The organism is Parashewanella curva (genome assembly GCF_003675895.1).
Taxonomy (GTDB): Bacteria; Pseudomonadota; Gammaproteobacteria; order Enterobacterales; family Shewanellaceae; genus Parashewanella; species Parashewanella curva.
Map to the genome: position 1 here is coordinate 1 of NZ_ML014786.1, position 15,183 is coordinate 15,183.

The following is a 15,183-nucleotide window of genomic DNA, read 5'->3' on the forward strand; positions in this document are numbered from 1 at the left end:
GGCTCTGGCTCTGGCTCTGGCTCTGGCTCTGGCTCTGGCTCTGGCTCTGGCTCTGGCTCTGGCTCTGGCTCTGGCTCTGGCTCTGGCTCTGGCTCTGGCTCTGGCTCTGGCTCTGGCTCTGGCTCTGCAAGAGGCTGTAGATTCACCTCATCATCGTCAAGAGCTGTGGTGTCAAAGTCAATAGCTAAATCATCAAGAGTTTCATTGCTATCCGCGACAAACTCGTCTGTTTCAATTCCTTCTATCGGCTCTGGATCTTCTATAGGTTCCAAACCTTCTATCGGCTCAAGGCTTTCATCCATTAAACCATCATCAGCTGGTAGCACAATAGGTTCAGACGAAGAGTACATCTTAGGTTCCAAGATATTTTCTTCTGGCTGTACCTCTGTTTCATCATCTTCAACTTGAGCGGAATCCGAGTCTAACTCGGTCAACTCGATATCAAACTCGGCATTATCCTCTTTGATTTCAGGTTCATTGTCACCTGCATCGTCGAGTAAAGAATCAATGCCTTGTTTTTCAAAAAATTCATCGATTATTTCATCTTGAATTCTATCAAGTTCTATCTCTGATAACTCTTCATCAGTTCTTTCCTCACTAGTATCTACTGACTCAGACGAAAGCTCTTGTCCTATGCTAAGCTCCTCGAGTTCATTGATGGGGTCTGATTCAGATGAACCTGCAACTTTCTCAGCATCAGCTAAAATACTATCAATTTCATCTACTGCTGGTTCTAGTGGTTCATCTAATTGATTCTGCTCTAGTTTCGAGAGTAGTTCTTCTGTGTCTTCACTGATTTCTTTACCATCAATTTGCTCATCTAGAGCATTAGCCCATAAAGCATCAAGGGTATTAATATCGTCTGTTTCAGATTCATCGTTTTCTATACCATCTTCAACAGCTTGTTCTTCACCGTCATCAAGATGAACCGCTATATCAGTTTGCTCCTCATTCAAATCATCAGTTTCTGAATTCAAATCTAAGTCGATTTCAGGTTCATCAGGGATTGGTGCATCTGCTAATTCGTTTGGTTTTGATTCTGGTTCAGGATCGGCACTTGAATTTCGTTTGAAAAGTAACAAAGCAATAATGATAATCAATAAGGTTGAAATGACCGTTGCTGCTACCATCGACCAGGGATTGTCTAAAATTTTGGTCCACGTTTCTTCGGGTTTCTCTACTTTTGATGCTGCAAGTTTGTCTTTCAATTCAACATTTTCTGCCACTAATGCAGCGTTTTTTTGCTTTGTCTCTAATAAGGTTTCATCTAACGTAGCGGCTCTATCGTTAAGTTTTTCAAGCTGTGCTTTTAACGCTTGCATATCTTCATGAACTGCACTCAATTCATCTTGAGTTCTGCTAAGTTCATCAGTTAAGGACATAACTTTAGCTTTTTCAGCATCTAATAAAGCTGTGAGATCGGTTATTTTTTGCTTTTGAGTCTCATCTGATTTAAGTATTGCTGACTCTTTTTTGAGTTTTACTGGTGCAGCAACTGCTTTTGCTTTAACTGGTGGTTCTTGACGTTTCCCCCAAGCTTTGTCATTTTGCGTTGCTCGATTTCTCGCAACAGATTTCGGAATAGACATTATGCTTTCAATGGGAGGGATCACTAAAAACATACCAGCTTCAAGGCTGTTGTAGTTGGTAGTGGCGAATGCATGTGGATTGGCATCATACAAAGCAGCCATTACTTGATAAATCGTGACCTGTTGATTAGGCCTAACTTTATTAGCAATACTCCAAAACGTATCATTAATTTTAGTAGGGCCATACTGGCTATTTTCTACTTTTCGTTCACCGTTTGGACCAGTAACTTTGAATTTTGTGGCAGCATGGGCAGAATTGATTATTGAATCATGTTGCCATAGAAGTGACGATGCGATAGCCAATATGCCAACCAAATACGAGGTGCGAAAGTTCATTCATCCTTTCCTTTCTTGCTCAAAAGTTGCGATTTATGCATTTGTATTTATTGAGTTTACTATAAAGTAGAAAAAATTCCCGCTATATAGCGATTAATAAAAAAGCTTGCTACAACGCAAGCTTTTCTTATATCTGACACTGTTAGTAATAGTCTCTAATTAAGATTTCAGCAATTTGTATACTGTTAAGAGCAGCGCCTTTACGAATGTTATCGGCCACAACCCATAAATTTACAGCGTTTGGCAAAAATAAATCTTTTCGTATACGCCCTACATAAACAGGGTCTGTTCCTGCAGCTTCTGTTACCGCTGTAGGATAATCAGCATCTTCAGCAAACAACTCAATGCCCTGAGCCTCATACAATACAGCTTTGATGTCTTCAGCTTCTACAGGCTGGCGAGTTTCTACATGAACTGCTTCACTGTGACCATGAAAAACAGGCACTCGAACTGCTGTCGGATTTACCATAATGCTCTCGTCACCCAAAATTTTATGGGTTTCCCACACCATTTTCATTTCTTCTTTAGTAAAGCCATTGTCCATAAAGACATCAATATGAGGGAGTGCATTAAATGCTATTTGCTTGTCATAGACCTTCGACTCAGCTGGTAAGCCTTGTAGAAGCTTTACGCACTGTCCGGATAATTCTTCAATGGCTTGTTTACCCGATCCTGACACTGACTGATATGTAGAAACATTGATTCGTTCTAAACCAAATGCATCATAAATAGGTTTTAGCGCTACTAACATCTGAATTGTTGAACAATTTGGGTTAGCAATGATGTTGCGATTTCTGAAATCGGCAATGGCTTGAGGGTTAACCTCTGGTATCACAAGCGGTACATCAATGTCATATCTAAAGTGTGAGGTGTTATCAATAACCACACACCCTGCCTCACCTGCGATAGGAGCCCATTTCTCTGATACTCTGCCACCCGCAGAAAAGAAGCCAATTTGAGCTTGGGTCCAATCAAATTCATCAACATTGATGATGGTGATATCTTCACCTCTAAAATTAATGGTATTTCCTGCGCTGTTTTTACTTCCTAATGGATATAGATTAGCAACAGGAAAATCTCTTTCTTCTAAAATCTCGATCATTGCTTGACCGACATTTCCAGATGCGCCAAGTACGGCAATATTAAATTCTTGTGACATATTTATGCTTGTTCTCTAGAAAAACCTAACTCGAATAACCAATTTTGTGACTCTTCAACGGAGGATATAGTTAATGCTGAACATTCACGGCGATGTTTATGAGCTTTTCTCATCACATCAAACTCCTTATTTGAGAAGTCTAATTGCCTGAAACTACGGTCATCATCACTTATATCGTATACCAATCGCATAAGCCGTAACAGATCTAATTGTGTAAGGTTTGCATCAAGCTGGACTTTACTGATAAAGAATTCGGGTAAAAGTTGCGAGATACTTGTTTTTACAGGCTTTGAAAGCAACTGACACACCTTCTCATATAGCATAAACGTACCTCTAGCTTTGCCTTCGACACTGTAACCAGCAATATGTGGCGTAGCGAAGTCTACCGTTGGAATCAATGCTTCAATAGGATATGGCTCACCTTCCCAGACATCGAGGACAAGTTTAATATCCTCCCTGTACTTTTTCACTCGGGTCAACGCCTGATTATCTATAACTTCACCACGACAACAATTTAATAACCAAGCATTGTGTTTAAGTTGCTTTAATTTAGCTTCATCTAAGAGATGAAATGTCTTATGTTCGCCTTCCTTGGTTAAGGGAACATGCAAGCTAATCACATCTGCACCTTCAATTACAGCCTCGAGAGAAACAAATTTACGAGGTTCGCCTTGTTCAGCTTTTATTGGATCACACAATAAAGTGTTAACTCCATATGCTTTTAGACACTTTTCTAAAGCAGAGCCTGTATTTCCAGCACCAACAATGCCTACTGTTTTGTCTTTAAGCACTTCGCCATATTTATGTGCCAATTCCAGCATGGTCGTAAAAGCGTACTCACCCACAGCAATTGCATTGCAACCCGGTGCATTTGAAAATTCAATATTTTTGGATTTTAAAAAGTCTTGATCAATATGATCAGTGCCGATTGTCGCTGTACCGACGAACTTTAATTTACTATTAGCTGCAAGTAATGATGAATTAACAGTCGTAACTGAGCGAACAAGAAGAATATCAGCATCTTTTACATCATCGGCTGTCATTGAACGACCGTCTAACTTATGCACATCACCAAATTGCTGAAAGAGCTCTTCAGCAAAAGGCATATTGGCATCTGCGATTATTTTCATATAAAAATGGGATTAAGATGGTGCATAGTAACGGTAGAAAGAATTATGCAAAACATTGAAGTGTTTAACAATAAAAAAGGCAACTAAATAGCTGCCTTATACTTTGATTACCAGTAACTATAAAACCAAAACTTTTTTATTTTTAGCGATAAACTTGCTACCGATGCCTTTGATCTTTTTTAAATCTGCAACGGATTTAAATTTACCGTTCTTTTCACGATATTTTACAATCGCAGCCGCTTTCTTTGCCCCAATCCCTTTTAGAGTTTGAAGTTGTTCCGCAGAAGCAGTATTAATATTAATCGTTTTTAGCTGTGTTGCCTCTTTAATGGCTACATTAGCTTTTTCTAACTTGGTTTTATCTCCAGCGTTCACTGGCGCAGAAATTACCGCAAGCGCAATCAATGAAGCCTGAACTAATCCTTTCATCGGCTTTCCCCTTTCCATTATTGATTGTTAATTGTTGAAACAAGTGCTCAACAATTAACCACACTACTTATAAATAAAAAAAGATCAAGCCTTAATGTCAGACAAATTAGTCTACAGCCTCATTAGACCGGCAGCTAAATCTTCAATGATATCTTCAACGTTCTCTAGCCCGATAGATATTCGGATCAAATTATCGGTAATGCCAGCTTCTGCTCTGGCTTCCTCTGTATATGGAGAGTGGGTCATAGAAGCAGGATGCTGTATCAGCGATTCTGCATCACCTAAACTGACTGCGATTGAAAATAATTCCAAAGAATTTACAAATTTCATGCTCGACTTTAGATCGGCCTCTAACTCGAAAGCCATGACTCCACCAGCTCTTTGCATCTGCGTACCGATAAATTCAGAACCTTGATGAGAATCTAGTCCTGGATAATAAACTTTCGCAACTTTAGGGTGAGATTCTAAAAAGTCAGCCACTTTTTCAGCATTATCACAATGGCGTTGTACACGCACATCTAAGGTTTTCATACCTCTTAAAATCAGCCATGCATCATGGGGAGAAATGATCCCGCCAATATCCTTGATGATTTCAAACTTCACCTTTTCCATGATTTGCTTGTTCCCACAAACAATACCAGCGACAACATCTCCGTGGCCATTAAGGTACTTGGTTGCACTGTGCACTACCATATCAATGCCGAACTCAAGAGGTCTTTGTAGAACTGGCGTCATAAAGGTGTTATCAACAATTGAAGTTACATCATGCTGCTTAGCTAACCCAGCTATTGCAACTAAATCATAAACTTCTAAATGTGGATTAACTGGTGTTTCACAAAAAAGCACTTTGGTATTAGGTTTTATCGCAGCCCGAACTTTTTCAATATCGGTAAAATCAACAAATGTAGACTCAATTCCAAAACGTTCAAATTGATGGGTCAATAATGAGAAACAGCACCCGTAAACCGTACGAGATGCAATAACATGATCGCCTTGTGCTAGGTTAGCAAGTAACGCCGACGATACCGCCGCCATACCTGATGCCGTTGCAGCAGCATCTTCTGCCCCCTCAAGGACTGCTATTTTGTTTTCAAGCTCGGTAGTCGTTGGATTTCCAAGTCGTGTATATATGTATCCCTGTTCATCTCCACTAAAGCGAGCGCCCCCTTGCTCAACTGAGTCAAACACAAACGTAGCACTTTGACTGAGTGGAGAGACTAAAGCGCCGTTAGGGTCACTGATTTTACCTGCATGAATAGCTTTGGTGGAGATGCTCCATGTATTTTTCATACCTACCTCATTTTGTTTTTATTATAAATTTGGTAAGTAAAGATACCTATAATTCCACCAATGCCTATCTTGAAGTATAAAAATCATCCTAATTCAGCTGTAAAAGCAAAATTACAATCCATAGGTAATTACTTATTTTTAGAGAAATTTTTCAACTCAATGAGTAGCAATTTATGAATATTGGTTAGTTTAGGTTTAGTTTTTTTATCAAAGGCTATAGGTCGACAAAGTGCCATGGCTTGATACCCTAACCTTGCAGTCAACAGACCTCCACCAAGACCCTGTCCTAATTTTGCCGAAAGTTTTCCTGTGAGTTCTAGAGACAATAGATGGCTACCTATATCAGTTAGTACTTCGGCAGTTCCAGCATACAAGATGTTCTTCACAATGCTTCGGGTCAGTTTAATTCGGCTTGCGTAACCTAGTTCAATACCGTAACACTTAGCTAATTCAGTGAGCATCTTTTGATTTCTTAGTAATACTAAGGCCATGTCCAATAAAGCAAATGGACTGACAGCAAGTAATAAAGCTGATTCCGCAGCATATTTATGAACAATTCTTTTAGCTTTTTTATCTTGCTCCGCTAATACCGTTTGTTCAAATAGCTTTAAAAGTTCAGCGTCATTATGCTCTTGTGAGCGAAGTCGGTTAAATTCATCCAGATTTTGTTTATCACTTGAAGTGAATGACAAGTTGCGAATAAAGGCTGCGGCTTCACCTAGTTGCATACTATTTTTTAGACGTAATGAAGTCTGCTGATGATTTTGCTGGTTTTTTAATGACTTTAATTTTTTATATTCAGATACAATTACTTTACCAGCCCAAGCTAAAATCACTCCTATTAAGCCTGAATAAACACCAAATAAAATTGGGCTTTGCTGCCACACTTGGATTAAACCTGTTACCAACTCCAAGAAAATCAGAGCAGTCAATGCTAACATTGCTATTTTGGCTAACTTTGACAAAGTAGTTAGCTTTGATACTTTTGGCTCAACATCGTCAAGCACATCAAGTTGTTTATTGATCTCAGATTCTTCCATCAACTCAAGTTCAAACTTTTGCGCAGCTTGTAATTCTACTTCTGGCTCGATTAAAAGAGTTTGTTCAGTTTCGAAAACATGCGATGGTTTAAGGTTGACTTTTTCACTCTCCATTTTAGTCAAGTTTGTCTCCTAATAAATACTGTAACAAGTGATCTAAACGTATATGTTCAAGCTGTAGTTTTTGCGCGTTAGCAAAAGAAATGGGCGGCTGAAAGTTGTTAAATTGAAAACCTTGCTTTTGCCAAAAGTCGGCTTGTGGCAACGTGCGTGGCACTTCGCCGGGAAAGATCCGCAATACATCTGAAGTTTCATCTACTCGCCCTTCAACAACTTCGACTTCTTGATCTTGATGTTTAACTAAACCATGACGTGTCACTTTAATCGCACTTATAGCCATAGTTTCGACATCACAGCCTTTAATTGAGGCCAATTGTTGAGTTTCAGACAACATATCATTAAGTAAATACAATAAATTTGATTGTTGATCTCGAGTGATCTGATCACATTTACTGGCGACAAATAATAATTTATCAATTTTTGGGGCAAACAAACGGTTCAACCAATTCGTCTGACCAAACTGAAAGCTATTTAGGACTCCAGATAACGCTTGAGTCATGTCAGTAAATTGAGTTTGGCCATGATTTAACGCTGATAAGCAATCTACCAAGACAACTTGGCGATCAAAATGCCGAAAATGGTCTCGATAAAAGGGCTTAACCACCTCATCAAGATAAGCTTTATAGCGCTGTTTTAAGATAGAAAAGTAACTATTGTCTTCGGCTCTACTCGATAAAGCTTCTAATTCAGGCTTAGACAAATGAATTAACGGAAACCATGTAAGCAATGGAGACCCCTCAAGATCACCCGGTAATAACATTCTTCCAGGTTGCGCCTGATAATAGCCATTTTCATTGACGGAAGTTGTTAATAAATTTTGATACTGCTTAGCAACTCGCTCTAAAACCAATAAATCCATTTCAGATGCAAAATCCAACTTTTGCATCTCTTCAATAAAAGTTTTATAGCCAGTTTGTTGACTTAAAATGGCTATTCGGCTTTGTTGCTCTATGCACCATTCAACAAAATTGAGCTTAAGTAACGGCAAATCAAGTAACCACTCACCCGGATAATCGATGATATCAAGCAACAGCTTACTCTTATCAAAGAGCTTACCTCTCACGCCTGATTGAGGCCTAAAATGAATGGCGAGTCTAAGTTCACTGATGTTTCTGGTTGATTCAGGCCATCTAGGTAATTCCGAAGAGAGCTGTGCCATCGCGGCATTATGAGCAAAACTTGGAATAGCAAGGTCAGGTTGTTGCTCTCTAACCACACCAAGCAATCGCTTTTCTCTAGCCACGTGCCAAAGTGGTAAATTTGAATCCTTGGTTTTGGTAGCAGAAAACAATAGTTGATGAACTAAACCCGTAATAAAGGCTGTTTTTCCTGCTCCAGATAACCCAGTTATTGCAAGACGAATATGCCTATCTGCACTTCGATTAATAACAGACTCAGTTTTACTTTTTACTTTATTAAATTGCTTAGAGAATAAACTCATAAAAAATACACACAACCAAGAAAAACGAAAAGGCGCTTAGAATGCGCCTTAAAGATTATCAATTTGACGTTTTAAGTCGTAGCTATCAGAGGTTACATGGCGCTCAAGATTTCTAAGCCTTAACTCTAATGCTCTAAACTGTTTATTAACGTCTTGCAGAGCTTGTTGAGCAGGCTCTCCTGCCTGCCAGATTTTCTTTTTCACTTCTATATCCTTATGAAGTGAACTTTCTGACTCTTCATTAGGTTTAATGTCTAAAATTACCCAAAGTGCAATGTAAATGATAAACACCATTCCAGCACCACCCAGTAAAAATACTGAAGCGGTAACGACACGAACTAACCATGTTTCAAAGCCAAAGAAATCTGCAATCCCTGCACAAACACCTGCGACTTTCCCTTGTTTGGGAATACGATATAAGGTTTTCCTATCGCTGTTGCTCATGTTTATTTCTCCACTCTGGAGACTCCGCATCTAAGATTTTTTCAAGTGTTTCGATTCGATGTGCCATCTTATCGGCTTGTGCAATCAACTGGTTTAGAGTCTTATATTCTTCTTCCGATAATCCTTGATTAATCTGCTTTTTACTGCGGTAATGCATGATAATCCATATCGGAGCCACGATAATCATAAAGAGTATCAGCGGTGCGATTAAAATATCTGGGTCCATTATTCACCTCAATTCCATAGTTAAGGTTAGCTTTTCGCTTTTTCCTTTTTCGCCTTCACTTTGGCTTTAAGCGCTTCAAGCTCATTATTAACCGTTTCTTCAGCTTCTAGTGCAGCAAACTCGTCGGCAAGGGTATTTTTCTTGCCTAAGTCATAAGCTTCAACTTGAGACTCAAGCCCTTCAACTCGACGCTCGTATTGCTCAAATTTAAGCATGGCATCATCTACTTTACTTGAATCAAGCTGACGCTTTACGTTCAAACGAGATGAAGCAGTTTGTGTACGCATAACAATGGTCTTCTGACGCGCTTTTGCATCCGCCAGCTTTTCTTGCAATTGAACCACTTCTTCTTTCAAGCGAGCAATTTGCTCTTCAATCACAAGTAATTCATCGCTCAACGCTTTTACTAAGTCAGAAGCTTTTTGTTTTTCAACCAGTGCAGCCTTTGCTAAGTCTTCACGATCTTTTGATAAAGCAAGTTCAGCTTTACCTTCCCAGTCTTGCACTTGCTCTTCTGCTTTAGCTACACGGCGAAGAATTTCTTTTTTCTCAGCCAGTACCTTAGCGTTAGTGGAGCGAACCTCTACCAGTGTGTCTTCCATTTCCTGAATGATCAGGCGAACCATTTTTTCAGGATCTTCTGCTTTATCGAGTAGTGAGCTGATATTTGAATTAATAATATCGGCAAAACGTGAAAAAATTCCCATCATTCTATCCTCAAAGTTGTTGATGTCGGATTTACTACTACAGATACTGTGCCAACTTTTCAAAAGCCAACAATAACAACATGTTAAACAAATTTATAACTTTTTCTTTCATTTCGATAAACAGCATCATATTATATTTTTCACCAAAAGTTAGTGGAAATTACCAATAACCACATGAGTAATTCATTCAAACAAGATAATTTGATTGGCGAATCTAATGCACTGCTGGAAGTTTTAGAGCATGTATCGCAAGTTGCACCTCTATCCAAGCCAGTGTTGATTATTGGTGAACGAGGTACGGGTAAAGAGCTTATCGCAGAGCGGTTACATTATCTATCGAAACGATGGGATCAGAGCTTTATTAAATTAAATTGCTCGTCTTTAAGTGAAAATTTGCTTGAAAGTGAATTATTTGGCCATGAATCAGGTGCTTTTACTGGGGCAAAAGGTCGTCACGAGGGACGATTCGAACGTGCTGACGGTGGAACCTTATTTCTTGATGAATTAGCGAATACCAGTGGTTTGATTCAAGAAAAGCTTTTACGAGTTATTGAATATGGTGAATTTGAACGTGTGGGTGGCAGTAAAACAGTTCAAACTGATGTTCGCTTAATATGTGCCGCTAATGAAGATTTACCCTCTTTGGCCGAGGCTGGAGAATTTAGAGCAGACTTGCTGGATAGGTTAGCGTTTGATGTTATCACTCTTCCACCTCTGCGTTACCGCAAAGAAGATATTATGCCACTGGCTGAGTATTTCGCTATGGGCATGGTTAAGCAGTTAGAAATGCCATTTTTTACAGGGTTTTCTCAACATGCCGTTCAACAATTACATGATTATGAATGGCCGGGTAATATTCGTGAGTTAAAAAATGCGATTGAACGAAGTGTTTATCGTTATGGAATGGAAGCTGAGCCGATTTCAGAAATCAGTCTCGACCCTTTCGAGTCTCCATATCGTCCTAAACAAAGGGTTAGAACCGTTTCTCAGCGTACCGCAAAAGAAGAAATATCAATAAACACACCAGCACCAATTGAAGCTACAGACATTAGTAAACCAGAAGCAAAGCCTCAATTAGAGTTCCCTATCCAATTTAAAGAAGCCACTGAAGCATTTGAAATTGATTTAATTAAAAATGCCTTAGAGCATAGCCAGTTTAATCAGCGAAAAACCGCTGATAATCTTGGTTTGAGTTATCATCAGCTGCGTGGGATCTTAAAGAAGTACAATTTATTGGAAAAGCCTTAAAATTTAAGGCTATTCCAAGCAATAAGGTATTGAAATTTCACTTAGGTTATTGTGTAGACTAATTTGCTATTTCTTCACCCATGGGAGCTACATCTTTAGAGATCTCGTTTAAAATTACTTTAACACAACCATCTTCTTCTTTATCTTCACTGTATTTGTTTTCCTTCTGATCTGAAATTAGGTAATCTCGAATAGTTTCAGCAAGTACCGCTGTTTCGCTTTCAGGAACAATTTCTTTGTGATGTCTCTCTATATTCGCAACAAGGTTAATCGTTTCTATTGCACTACTCATTTCATTCTCACTTAATTAACATAAATATTTTTGTTAAATACTAAGCAAGGAGTTGTTAAAAAACTTATACATGAACTAGGTTTAATCCCTTGGAAATAAATGATTCAAATTACATATCTTTGTTTTCAACATTGTCGCTTTTGCTCTATGGCTGTTAGAATGTAAAAAGATCAAACAAACCACTCACAATTAATGATGAAACTGGCTCGAAATCGGTTCATTTTAGTTCTCGCTGTTTGCCTGAGCTTAATTACACTTTCAGGCTGTCAGCCACAAAATGTTCCCATTGGATTAGTATATTGCTCTGAGGGAAACCCAGAAAGTTTTAACCCTCAGATTGTAACTCTAGGAACAACCATAGATGCTAGCTCGCATCAAATTTACAATCATTTGATTGAATATGATGTCACTACAGGTAAAGTCTCGCCATCGCTCGCAACATCTTGGCAAGTAAGCAAGGATGGAAAAGTATACACATTTAAGCTTCGAAAAGGTGTTAAATTCCATCGCGCCCAATGGTTTACCCCAAGCAGAAACTTTAATGCACTTGATGTGCTTTTTTCATTTAATAGAATAATTAGAGCAGATAACCCTTACCATGATGTATCTGCAACTGGTTATCCTTTTTTTCAAAGTATTGGATTTCAATCTTTAGTCAAAGATATTTCAGCACCAGATTTATACACAGTAACATTCACATTAAATCGTCCAGATGCCAGTTTTCTAGCAAATTTAGCATCTGATTTTGCGGTAGTTTTATCTCAAGAATATGCTGACTTTCTCCTAAAAGCCGGAACTCCACAAAGGATCGATCAGTTTGCTATCGGTACCGGTCCATTTGTATTAAAACAATACGTTAAAAATGAATACATTCGTTATCAGCGAAATAATGATTACTGGGGAAAGCGGACAGTAATAGAACACTTAGTGTTTGACATTACCAGAAAAAACTCACAAAGATTGGCTAAGTTACTTACTGATGATTGTGGTGTCTCTGCCTTACCAAAACCTCTTGAATTAAAAGTGGCGAACCAATATCCGCACGTACAAATCCAACAGCAAAGAGGGATGAATGTTGCATTTTGGGCATTTAACACCTTAAAACCTCCATTTGATGACCCAGAAGTGAGACAAGCTTTGGCCATGGCCATCAACAAGAGTGACATTTTAAGTGTAGTTTATCGACAAACAGCAGTGGAAGCCGACAGTATTTTACCTCCTGCTTCTTGGGCACATAGTATCAACCCTACACATCAAGGTTATAACCCAGTAAAGGCTAAACAAATTTTGCAAAAAAAAGGGTTAACAAATTTAAGGATGAATATTTTAACAATGCCTACAGCTAGGACTTACAACCCTAACCCTGTTAAAACGGCTCAATTGATTCAGGCTGATTTGGCTAAAGTTGGAATCAAAGCCCATATTCATAGCAACGATTGGAGGGTATTGTCTAAAAAACTAAACCGCTCCCAATACGATTCTGTTTTACTTGGTTGGAACGCTGATAATAGTGATCCAGATAACTTCTTTTCACCTTTCTTAAGTTGCGCGGCTCTTAAGTCTAACAATAATCGTTCCCAGTGGTGTGATACGAAATTTGATTCTATTCTTGAGCAAGCTAAAACTGTGACAGATCAAGCTGATAGAAAAAAACTCTATCAAAAGGCTGAAATGTTATTGAGTGAGCAAATGCCATTAGTTCCCTTGGCACACTCGAATCGAATTATTTTAAAACGCACTGATATAAAAGGAGTGAAACTTGCTTCTTACGGAGGCATATCATTTGCTAAGGCATATCATAATAAGGAGCAGAACGACTGATCATGACTTGGTATTTAGTTCGACGATTAAATTTATTTATTGCTACGTCTTGCGTGATGCTAATGGTGCTTTTTTACGTCACCCATTTATTTCCTGTTTCGCCAGCTGTAGCATTATCAGGCATTGCCGATCCATCCCCTTCACAACAACAGGTCATTACTCAGGCTTATAGTTTAAATAGCAATATAATCAGTCAATTTATTGCTTATGTTCAAAATAGGTTGAGTGGGGATTTTGGGGTGTCTCTAACTTCACACCATCCTATTTCTCAAGAACTGTTTGTCGTTTTACCTGCATCATTTGAATTGGCGGTCATCGCAGGGTTAATTGCCTTAGTTGTAGGGATACCAATTGGAGTTCTTGCGTCATTTAATCACCATAAAATGACCCAAAACGTTATTGTTGCCACTACGTTGACAGGCTATTCGTTACCCGTTTTTTGGATAGGGCTAATGTTGGCCCATTGGTTTGGGATTCAACAAGACTGGTTACCAGTATCAGGGCAAATTAATTTGCTATATGAGATAAAACCAGTCACAGGCTTCTTGGTAATAGACAGTCTTTTGGCTAGTAAACAATATGGAATGTCAGCCTTTTATGATGCACTACAGCACATCATTTTACCTGCTGTCACATTATCCATTTTGCCGCTAACCGTTGTTATTCGTATCACCCGCTCTGCAATGCAAAATGTGATGAGTCAAACTTATATTCGTGCAGCAGAAGCACGTGGATTGCATACAGGCCAAATCATCATCAAGCATGCCTTGCCTAACGCTCTCATTCCAGTGTTTAAACAACTAGGCGTTATGCTAGGCCCTTTTGCCAGTTACGCGATTTTAGTAGAAGTTAGCTTTGCATGGCCGGGCGTTGGCTATTGGCTCGTATCAGGTATTTACCAGCGTGATTATACAGTTATTCAAGGTGGCGTATTCGTTGTAGCCCTGTTGATTATTTTCTTAAACATTTTAATTGATGTGATTCACAGCCTCGTTAACCCGATCACTAAGAAAGAACTTTATGGCCAGAATTAGAATTTACCAAGACGATGCCATCCCATCTCCAACCAAAAGAACATGGATGGCATTTTCATCAAACCCTTTTGCATTGATTGGACTATGGCTGCTTTTCGTCTTAGTTTTTGTGATGCTATTTGGGGAGTTGTTAGCGCCCTTCCCGCCAGAATTACAAGATCCTAATGCACTATTACTACCACCATCGTGGGATCAAAGCGGAACTGTTACTCACTTTTTTGGCACAGATGAACTGGGTCGAGATATTCTAAGTCGTGTGCTTCATGGTACACACCTTACTTTTGGATTGTCGTTGATTGTCGTTGTTGCCGCACTAATTATCGGCTTCTTACTAGGTTCACTATCCGGCATGATGAGTGGTATCAAATCGAGTATTTTAGGTCATTTATTAGATGCACTATTATCTATTCCGTCGTTAATACTAGCGATGTTAGTCGTTGCAGTATTAGGAGCTGGACTAGAAAATGTGTTCTGGGCTGTTGGCTTAGCCCTTGTTCCGCAATTTGTTCGAGCAATTCACCAAGCAATCCATGAAGAGCTCCAAAAGGAATATGTGACAGCTGCAAGGCTGGATGGTGCTAATTCATTACAAATATACTGGTATGTGATCATGCCAAATGTTTGGGATATTGTGATAATTCAAGTGACTTTGGCACTATCTGTCGCTGTTCTTGATATTGCCGCACTGGGTTTTCTTAATCTTGGTGCTCAAGCGCCAAGTCCCGAATGGGGAGCAATGGTAATGCAAGGAACTGAGCATTTTCTTATCGCTCCTTGGACTGTAACCATTCCTGGCGTCGCAATTTTGATTACCGTTTTGGCTATTAATTTAGTGGGGGATGGCTTACGCTCAGCTTTATCCCCTCAACGCAATTAA

15 protein-coding genes are annotated in these 15,183 nt (G+C 39.1%); 4 read left to right on the plus strand and 11 right to left on the minus strand.

All coding sequences use genetic code 11. The annotated features are described in order from the left end of the window. From D5018_RS12545 to pspA, 10 genes are all read right to left on the minus strand, one after another. Positions 1–1,925 (minus strand): FimV/HubP family polar landmark protein (locus D5018_RS12545; protein WP_121839348.1); only part of this gene is annotated, 1,925 nt, incomplete at its 3' end. Positions 1,926–2,067: 142 nt separating this feature from the next. Further along, positions 2,068–3,084 carry an aspartate-semialdehyde dehydrogenase gene (locus D5018_RS12550; protein ID WP_121839349.1) on the minus strand — a complete coding sequence of 339 codons (1,017 nt, stop codon included), beginning with the start codon at positions 3,082–3,084 and terminating at the stop codon, positions 2,068–2,070. A gap of 2 nt (positions 3,085–3,086) precedes the next feature. Further along, a complete protein-coding gene (locus tag D5018_RS12555) occupies positions 3,087–4,214 on the minus strand; it encodes a 4-phosphoerythronate dehydrogenase (protein ID WP_121839350.1) in 1,128 nt (375 codons plus the stop codon). A gap of 117 nt (positions 4,215–4,331) precedes the next feature. After that, entirely contained in the window at positions 4,332–4,643 is a 312-nt protein-coding gene (locus tag D5018_RS12560) for a ComEA family DNA-binding protein (protein ID WP_121839351.1), read from the minus strand. Positions 4,644–4,754: 111 nt separating this feature from the next. After that, complete coding sequence (locus D5018_RS12565) at positions 4,755–5,933, minus strand: trans-sulfuration enzyme family protein (RefSeq protein WP_121839352.1); 1,179 nt, start codon at positions 5,931–5,933, stop codon at positions 4,755–4,757. 128 nt (positions 5,934–6,061) lie between these two features. Continuing rightward, positions 6,062–7,087 carry a TIGR01620 family protein gene (locus D5018_RS12570; RefSeq protein WP_121839353.1) on the minus strand — a complete coding sequence of 342 codons (1,026 nt, stop codon included), beginning with the start codon at positions 7,085–7,087 and terminating at the stop codon, positions 6,062–6,064. Position 7,088: 1 nt separating this feature from the next. After that, the gene (locus tag D5018_RS12575; protein ID WP_121839354.1) at positions 7,089–8,534 is read right to left on the minus strand and encodes a YcjX family GTP-binding protein; all 1,446 of its coding nucleotides are present in this window, start codon (positions 8,532–8,534) and stop codon (positions 7,089–7,091) included. A 48-nt stretch (positions 8,535–8,582) separates the two neighbouring features. Further along, complete coding sequence (pspC, locus tag D5018_RS12580; RefSeq protein ID WP_121839355.1) at positions 8,583–8,978, minus strand: envelope stress response membrane protein PspC; 396 nt, start codon at positions 8,976–8,978, stop codon at positions 8,583–8,585. Further along, positions 8,962–9,204 carry an envelope stress response membrane protein PspB gene (pspB, locus tag D5018_RS12585; RefSeq protein ID WP_121839356.1) on the minus strand — a complete coding sequence of 81 codons (243 nt, stop codon included), beginning with the start codon at positions 9,202–9,204 and terminating at the stop codon, positions 8,962–8,964. Before pspB ends, pspC begins: the two co-directional genes overlap by 17 nt. A gap of 26 nt (positions 9,205–9,230) precedes the next feature. Then, positions 9,231–9,911 carry a phage shock protein PspA gene (gene pspA, locus D5018_RS12590; protein ID WP_121839357.1) on the minus strand — a complete coding sequence of 227 codons (681 nt, stop codon included), beginning with the start codon at positions 9,909–9,911 and terminating at the stop codon, positions 9,231–9,233. A gap of 174 nt (positions 9,912–10,085) precedes the next feature. On the opposite strand from pspA, the gene pspF reads away from it, so the two are divergent. Beyond that, positions 10,086–11,159 (plus strand): phage shock protein operon transcriptional activator, encoded by a 1,074-nt coding sequence (gene pspF, locus D5018_RS12595; RefSeq protein ID WP_121839358.1) that lies wholly within the window; start codon positions 10,086–10,088, stop codon positions 11,157–11,159. A 58-nt stretch (positions 11,160–11,217) separates the two neighbouring features. Here pspF and D5018_RS12600 read toward each other — a convergent pair whose 3' ends face one another. Beyond that, positions 11,218–11,451: a hypothetical protein gene (locus D5018_RS12600; RefSeq protein ID WP_121839359.1), complete on the minus strand. Its 234-nt coding sequence runs from the start codon at positions 11,449–11,451 to the stop codon at positions 11,218–11,220. Between the two features lie 195 nt (positions 11,452–11,646). On the opposite strand from D5018_RS12600, the gene D5018_RS12605 reads away from it, so the two are divergent. From D5018_RS12605 to D5018_RS12615, 3 genes are read left to right on the plus strand one after another with little or no spacing between them, the layout of a single operon-like run. Then, entirely contained in the window at positions 11,647–13,272 is a 1,626-nt protein-coding gene (locus tag D5018_RS12605; protein WP_121839360.1) for an ABC transporter substrate-binding protein, read from the plus strand. Between the two features lie 2 nt (positions 13,273–13,274). After that, positions 13,275–14,306 carry an ABC transporter permease gene (locus D5018_RS12610; RefSeq protein WP_121839361.1) on the plus strand — a complete coding sequence of 344 codons (1,032 nt, stop codon included), beginning with the start codon at positions 13,275–13,277 and terminating at the stop codon, positions 14,304–14,306. Then, a complete protein-coding gene (locus D5018_RS12615; RefSeq protein ID WP_121839362.1) occupies positions 14,293–15,183 on the plus strand; it encodes an ABC transporter permease subunit in 891 nt (296 codons plus the stop codon). The genes D5018_RS12610 and D5018_RS12615 overlap by 14 nt, the downstream gene beginning before the upstream one ends.

Coding starts and splice junctions, on each gene's coding strand:
- D5018_RS12550 (WP_121839349.1), bottom strand. CDS start 3,084: ATGTCACAAGAATTTAATATTGCCGTACTTGGCGCATCTGGAAATGTC.
- D5018_RS12555 (WP_121839350.1), bottom strand. CDS start 4,214: ATGAAAATAATCGCAGATGCCAATATGCCTTTTGCTGAAGAGCTCTTT.
- D5018_RS12560 (WP_121839351.1), bottom strand. CDS start 4,643: ATGAAAGGATTAGTTCAGGCTTCATTGATTGCGCTTGCGGTAATTTCT.
- D5018_RS12565 (WP_121839352.1), bottom strand. CDS start 5,933: ATGAAAAATACATGGAGCATCTCCACCAAAGCTATTCATGCAGGTAAA.
- D5018_RS12570 (WP_121839353.1), bottom strand. CDS start 7,087: ATGGAGAGTGAAAAAGTCAACCTTAAACCATCGCATGTTTTCGAAACT.
- D5018_RS12575 (WP_121839354.1), bottom strand. CDS start 8,534: ATGAGTTTATTCTCTAAGCAATTTAATAAAGTAAAAAGTAAAACTGAG.
- pspC (WP_121839355.1), bottom strand. CDS start 8,978: ATGAGCAACAGCGATAGGAAAACCTTATATCGTATTCCCAAACAAGGG.
- pspB (WP_121839356.1), bottom strand. CDS start 9,204: ATGGACCCAGATATTTTAATCGCACCGCTGATACTCTTTATGATTATC.
- pspA (WP_121839357.1), bottom strand. CDS start 9,911: ATGGGAATTTTTTCACGTTTTGCCGATATTATTAATTCAAATATCAGC.
- pspF (WP_121839358.1), top strand. CDS start 10,086: ATGAGTAATTCATTCAAACAAGATAATTTGATTGGCGAATCTAATGCA.
- D5018_RS12600 (WP_121839359.1), bottom strand. CDS start 11,451: ATGAGTAGTGCAATAGAAACGATTAACCTTGTTGCGAATATAGAGAGA.
- D5018_RS12605 (WP_121839360.1), top strand. CDS start 11,647: ATGAAACTGGCTCGAAATCGGTTCATTTTAGTTCTCGCTGTTTGCCTG.
- D5018_RS12610 (WP_121839361.1), top strand. CDS start 13,275: ATGACTTGGTATTTAGTTCGACGATTAAATTTATTTATTGCTACGTCT.
- D5018_RS12615 (WP_121839362.1), top strand. CDS start 14,293: ATGGCCAGAATTAGAATTTACCAAGACGATGCCATCCCATCTCCAACC.